Below are 5,397 nucleotides of genomic sequence, written 5' to 3'. Positions count from 1 at the left end.
GCTCTGGGAGCAGAGCAGCGCCATCACCGAGCACCTGGACGCCGCCCAGCTCTCCCGGATCCGGCAGACCGGCCTGACGCCGCTCCCCTCGGAGCGCGGCCTGGAGCTGTTCAGTTCGGCGCTCGCCCGGCGCACGCCGAACCTGGTGCCGGCCCTCATCGACACCGGCCGGCTGCGGGCCGCGGCGGGCGGGCTGCCACCGATCCTGAGCGCGCTGGTGCGGGTCCGGCGGACCGCCGCGGCGGCCACCGCGAGCGGCCCCTCGCTGCAGAGCCGGCTCGCCGGTCTGGGCGCCGAGCAGCGCCGCGCCCTGGTGCAGGAGACCGTGCTCGCCGACATCGCCACCGTCCTCGGCCACGGCGCGCAGGACACCATCGGCCTGCAACGCACCTTCAAGGAGCTCGGCTTCGACTCGCTGACCGCCGTGGAGCTGCGCAACCGCCTCAACCGGGCCACCGGGCTCCGGCTCTCCGCCACCCTGGTCTTCGACCACCCCACCCCGGCCGCGCTCGCCGCCCACGTGGCGGACGAACTCGCCCCGGCCGACGGGGCGCAGGAGCGGCCGCCCGCGCTCGCCGAGCTGGACCGGCTGGAGGCCGCCCTGACCGGCGGACCGCTGGCCGACGAGCACCACCGCACCGTCACCGCCCGCCTCCAGGCACTTCTCCGCACGCTGTCCGCCGACGAGTCCGGGGCCGACCTGGAGACGGCCACCGACGACGAGCTCTTCGACGCGCTCGACAGCGAACTCGGGTTCTAGGGATCTCCTGAACCAGGCCCCGCCCCTGAAGCAGGCCGCCCCGGATACTCCGACGTCTTTTGAGGGTTGAACCGCATGGCGAATGAAGAGAAGTTCCGCGACTACCTGAAGCGCGCCACCGCCGACCTCCGGCAGGCCCGCCGACGGCTGCACGAGCTGGAGGCCGAGCGCCAGGAGCCGATCGCCGTGGTGGCCATGAGCTGCCGGCTGCCCGGCGGCGTGACCTCCCCCGACGAGCTGTGGGAGCTGGTGGCCTCCGGCACGGACGCGATCGGGGAGTTCCCGCGCGACCGCGGCTGGGACCTCGACCGGCTGTACGACCCGGACCCGGACCACCCGGGCACCACGTACACCCGGCACGGCGGGTTCGTCGACGGCGCGGGCGGCTTCGACCCGGCGTTCTTCGGGATGTCCCCGCGCGAGGCCCTCGCCACCGACCCCCAGCAGCGGCTGCTGCTGGAGACCGCCTGGGAGACCTTCGAACGCGCAGGCCTCGACCCCGCCGCACTGCGCGGCAGCCGCACCGGCGTCTTCACCGGCGTGATCCCGCAGCACTACGGCGCGGACGCCCGTCCGGTGCCGGAGGACCTGGAGGGCTACCTCGCCACCGGCACCACCACCTCGGTGGCGTCCGGCCGGGTCAGCTACACCTTCGGTCTGGAGGGCCCGTCGGTCTCGATCGACACGGCCTGCTCGGCCTCGCTGGTGGCGGTGCACCTGGCGGCGCAGTCGCTGCGCTCCGGCGAGTGCGAGCTGGCGCTGGCCGGCGGTGTCACGGTGATCTGTTCGCCGAGCCCGTTCGTGGAGTTCGGCAAGCAGCGCGGGCTGTCCGCCGACGGCCGCTGCAAGGCGTTCTCGGCCTCGGCGGACGGCACCGGCTGGGGCGAGGGCGCGGGCCTGCTGCTGCTGGAGCGGCTCTCCGACGCGCGCCGCAACGGCCACCGGATCCTCGGCCTGATCCGCGGCTCCGCGGTCAACCAGGACGGCGCCAGCAACGGCCTGACCGCGCCCAGCGGCCCGGCCCAGCAACGGGTCATCCAGGCCGCGCTGGCGGCGGCCGGACTGACCACCGCCGACGTGGACGCGGTCGAGGCGCACGGCACCGGCACCACCCTCGGCGACCCGATCGAGGCCCGGGCGGTCATCGCCACCTACGGCCGGGGCCGGGCCGAGGGCCGCCCGGTCCGGCTGGGGTCGATCAAGTCCAACATCGGGCACACCCAGGCCGCGGCCGGCGTCGCGGGAATGATCAAGATGATCATGGCGATGCAGCACGGGGTGATCCCGAAGACCCTGCACGTCACCGAGCCCAGCCCGCACATCGACTGGTCGGCCGGTGACGTCGAACTGCTCACCGAGGCCGTGGAGTGGCCGAGGACCGAGCGCCCCCGCCGGGCCGCCGTCTCGTCCTTCGGCATCAGCGGCACCAACGCCCACGTCATCCTGGAGCAGGCCCCCGAGCCGGACCCCGGGCCCGGTGCGGAGCCGGACGCGGAACCGGACACAGCGCCGGGGACGGAACCGGATCCGGCGCCCGCCGGGGAGACCGGCCCGGCCCTGCTGCCCCTCTCCGCGAAGTCCCCCGCCGCGCTGCGCGCCCAGGCCGCCCGGCTGCACGCCTTCGCCACCGCCCGCCCCGGTCTGGACCCGGCCGCACTCGGCCGCACCCTCGCCCTGACCCGTGCGCACTTCCCCCACCGGGCGGCCGTCCTCGCGGCCGGCCGCGACGGACTGCTGACCGCCCTGGCGGCGCTGGCCGGGGACGGCGAGTCCGCCGACGTCCTGCGGGGCACGGCCCCGGAGGGCGCCAGGACGGCGTTCCTGTTCTCCGGGCAGGGCTCCCAGCGGCTCGGCATGGGCCGTGAACTGCACGCCGCCCACCCGGTGTTCGCCGAGGCCCTGGACGCCGCACTCGCCCACCTCGCCCCCGGCCTGCGCGAGGTGATGTGGGGCGAGGACGCCGACGCCCTCCAGCAGACCCGGCACGCCCAGCCCGCCCTCTTCGCCTACCAGAGCGCCCTCTTCCGCCTGCTGGTCCACCACGGCGTGCGCCCCGACCTGCTGATCGGCCACTCGATCGGCGAGCTGACCGCCGCGCACTGCGCGGGCGTGCTCTCCCTGGAGGACGCCTGCACCCTCGTCAACGCCCGCGCCCGCCTCATGTGGTCCGCCCCCACCGGCGGCACCATGACCGCGATCCGGGCCACCGAGGACGAGATCACCCCCACCCTCACCCCCGGCACCACCCTCGCCGCCGTCAACTCCCCCACCTCCGTCGTGATCTCCGGCGACACCGACGCCGTCGAAGCCCTCACCGCCCACTGGAAGGCCCAGGGCCGCAAGACCTCCGCCCTCAAGGTCAGCCACGCCTTCCACTCCCCCCACATGGACCCGATCCTGGAGGAGTTCCGCACCGAGGCCGACAAGCTGACGTACGGCCGGCCGGTCCTGCCGGTCGTCTCCAACGTCGACGGCCGGGAGGTCGGGACCTTCGACGCCGACTACTGGGTGCGCCACCTGCGCGGCGCCGTCCGCTTCGCCGACGGCCTCACCGAACTCCACCGCCGCGGCACCACCACCTACGTCGAGATCGGCCCCGACCCCGTCCTCACCGCCCTGACCGCCGAAACCCTCCCCACCGACGGCATCGCCACCCTGCACACCCAGCACCGCGGACGGAGCGAAACCCTCTGCCACACCGAAGCGCTGGCGAAGGCGTACACCCACGGCGCCGGTCCGGACTGGGCCGCCGTGACGACGCCCGGCGCCGGCCGGGTACCGGCCGAGGAACTGCCGACGTACGCGTTCGACCGCGTCCACCACTGGCTGCGCCCCACCTCGGGCGGGGACGTCGGCGGTGCCGGGCTCGGCACCGCCGGACACCCCCTGCTGGGTGCCGTGGTGGGCCTCGCCGAGGGCGACGGCCTGCTGCTCACCGGCCGGATCTCCGCCGCCACCCAGCCCTGGCTGGCCCAGCACCGGGTGCAGGACTCGATCCTGCTGCCCGGCACCGCCTTCGCGGACCTCGCCCTGTACGCGGCCGACCAGGTCGGCTGCGACACGGTGGAGGAGCTGACGCTGGAGGCCCCGCTGGTGCTCACCGCGACCGGCGCCGTCCGGCTGCAGGTCGTCGTCGGCGACGCCGACGAGCAGGGCCGCCGCGCGCTGACCGTGCACTCCGCCCCGGAGGACGGCGACGAGCAGCAGCTCGACCTGGTCTGGACCCGCCACGCCGGCGGCACCCTCGTTCCCGCCGTCGCGCCCCCGGCCGGGCCGGCGCCGACCGCCGACTGGCCGCCGGCCGGCGCCGAACCGGCCGTCCTCCACGGCCTGTACGAGCGCCTCGCCGACCACGGCCTCGCCTACGGTCCGGTGTTCCGGGGACTGCGGGCCGCCTGGCGCGACGGCGACACCTGGTACGCCGAGGTCGCCCTGCCCGAGGGCACCGACACCACCGGCTTCGGCGTCCACCCCGCCCTGCTCGACGCCGCCCTGCACGCCCTCGGGCTCGCCCCGGACGACGTGCACACCCGCATCCCCTTCACCTGGGCCGACGTGACCCTGCGGGCCACCGGTGCCACCGTGCTGCGGGTCACCCTCACACCGTCGGCCGCCGCCGACACGCTGGCGCTCGGCGCCGTGGACCCGGCCGGTACCCCGGTGCTCTCCGTCGGCGCGCTCACCCTGCGCCGCGCCGCGGCCGTCGAGGCGGGCCCGGCCGCGGCCGGGAACCTCTACCGGGTGGCGTGGAACGCGCACACCGCCGAGGCGGACACCGCGCCGGCCGAGTACGTGCGCACCGGGGACCTCGCCGCGCTGACGGCCGTCCCGGCGGCCGTGGTCGTCCCGGTCGCGGCCGGGGCCGGCGAGGACACGACGGCCGTCACCGGCCGGGTGCTCGCCCTGCTCCGGACCTGGCTGGCCGACGACCGGTTCGCCGGCGGCCGGCTGGCGATCCTCACCCACCGCGCCGTCCCGGTGCTGCCCGGCGACCGCGGCGGCGACCCGGTGCTGTCGGCGGTGTGGGGCCTGGTGCGCTCCGCGCAGTCCGAGCAGCCGGGCCGCTTCCTGCTGGTCGACACCGACCGCGAGGACGCCGACCCCGGCGCCGCGCTGGCCGCCGCGATCGGCGCCGACGAGCCGCAGATCGCACTGCGCGAGGGCCGGCTGCTGGTCCCCAGGCTGGTCCGTCACACCGAGGCCGGGCTCGCACGGCCCGCCGGCGACGCCTGGCGGCTGAACGTCACCGAACAGGGCACGCTGGAGAACCTGGCCCTGCTGCCCGACGAGGAGGCCGGACGCCCGCTCGGCGCCGGCGAGGTCCGGATCTCGGTGCGGGCGGCCGGTCTGAACTTCCGCGACGTGATGATCGCGCTCGGCATGTACCCGGGCGATGCGCCGATCGGTTCCGAGGGGGCCGGCGTCGTCACCGAGGTCGCCCCGGACGTCAGCGGAATCGCCGTCGGCGACCGGGTGATGGGGCTGCTGACGGGGGCGATGGCCCCCACCACGGTCACCGACGCCCGGCTGCTCACCGGGGTCCCGGCGGGCTGGTCGTTCGCGCAGGCCGCCGCCACCCCGATCGTCTACCTCACCGCCTGGTACGGCCTCACCGACCTCGCCGCACTGCACCCCGG

2 protein-coding genes are annotated in these 5,397 nt (G+C 76.0%); both read left to right on the top strand.

Features of this window, described 5'->3' with window-relative positions; translation table 11 throughout:
- Positions 1 to 760: phosphopantetheine-binding protein (locus ACFCX4_RS34405; protein WP_376151102.1), on the top strand; the 760-nt coding region annotated here is incomplete at its 5' end.
- 75 nt (positions 761 to 835) lie between these two features.
- Positions 836 to 5,397 (top strand): beta-ketoacyl synthase N-terminal-like domain-containing protein (locus tag ACFCX4_RS34400; protein ID WP_376151100.1); only part of this gene is annotated, 4,562 nt, incomplete at its 3' end.

The sequence above is a fragment of the Kitasatospora sp. NPDC056327 genome (assembly GCF_042261735.1).
Classification (GTDB): domain Bacteria; phylum Actinomycetota; class Actinomycetes; order Streptomycetales; family Streptomycetaceae; genus Kitasatospora.
This window is presented reverse-complemented; position numbering and strand designations above follow the sequence as displayed.